Source organism: Corallococcus sp. CA041A (assembly GCF_003612075.1).
In the GTDB taxonomy this organism is placed as follows: domain Bacteria; phylum Myxococcota; class Myxococcia; order Myxococcales; family Myxococcaceae; genus Corallococcus; species Corallococcus exiguus.
This window is the reverse complement of record NZ_RAWF01000572.1, coordinates 1-841: the sequence shown is the minus strand read 5'-3', so window position 1 is coordinate 841 and position 841 is coordinate 1. Positions and strand designations below refer to the sequence as shown.

At 60.5% G+C, this 841-nt stretch carries 2 protein-coding genes and 4 tRNA genes; all 6 read left to right on the top strand.

Annotated features, from left to right (window positions below):
• On the top strand, window positions 1-154 hold a 154-nt coding region (locus tag D7V77_RS42255), incomplete at its 5' end, for a TrmH family RNA methyltransferase (protein ID WP_147452368.1).
• Between the two features lie 125 nt (window positions 155-279).
• A tRNA-Thr gene (locus tag D7V77_RS42250) sits at window positions 280-352 on the top strand.
• A gap of 82 nt (window positions 353-434) precedes the next feature.
• Window positions 435-518, top strand: a tRNA-Tyr gene (locus D7V77_RS42245).
• Between the two features lie 9 nt (window positions 519-527).
• Window positions 528-603 (top strand) — tRNA-Gly (locus tag D7V77_RS42240).
• 21 nt (window positions 604-624) lie between these two features.
• Window positions 625-700 (top strand) — tRNA-Thr (locus D7V77_RS42235).
• 16 nt (window positions 701-716) lie between these two features.
• A partial coding sequence (locus D7V77_RS42230) for a GTP-binding protein (RefSeq protein ID WP_233588040.1) occupies window positions 717-841 on the top strand: 125 nt, incomplete at its 3' end.

Sequence of the window (841 nt, the reverse complement as noted above, 5' to 3'; positions counted from 1 at the left end):
CGAGGGGGCGGGCGTGAGGGAAGGCGTCCTCAAGCACTGCGACTTCCGCCTCCGGATTCCCATGGGCGGTCAGGTCGGTTCATTGAATGCGTCGGTTTCCGCCGCGATTCTGCTATACGAGGTCGCCCGCCAGCGGGGGCGGCCTTCCCGCTGACGACCCCGGATCAATCTCCTTGACTTGGAGAGTGGGGGCTTTTAAAAGGTCGCGCCGCTCAAGCCGCTGCGAGGGGTTGACGGTCCGCTCGGGATGAGGTAGGGCGGGGCAGTTGCTGGTTGGATGCCGGTGTAGCTCAGTCGGTAGAGCAACTGATTTGTAATCAGTAGGTCGCGGGTTCAAATCCCGCCGCCGGCCAGGTAGGACGGGCCGCGGATAAGGGCCCGGGACGCAACAGGATGGTGTAGAGAGCAGCACGAAGCACGACAAGCGAATATCTGGAGAGATGCCCGAGCGGCCAAAGGGAGCAGACTGTAAATCTGCCGGCTCAACGCCTACGGTGGTTCGAATCCACCTCTCTCCACTCGGCAATGCGGGAATAGCTCAGTTGGTAGAGCGTCAGCCTTCCAAGCTGAATGTCGTGGGTTCGAATCCCATTTCCCGCTCCAACCGTTGTAGTGAATCGCCAAGCCCTGATAGCTCAGTTGGCAGAGCGCATCCTTGGTAAGGATGAGGTCACCAGTTCAATCCTGGTTCAGGGCTCCATTTTTCGAGGAGTGTCATGTCCAAGGAAAAGTTCGATCGCAGCCTGCCCCACGTGAACATCGGAACGATTGGGCACGTGGACCACGGCAAGACGTCGCTGACGGCGGCCATCACGAAGGTGCTGGCCAAGACGGGCGGCGC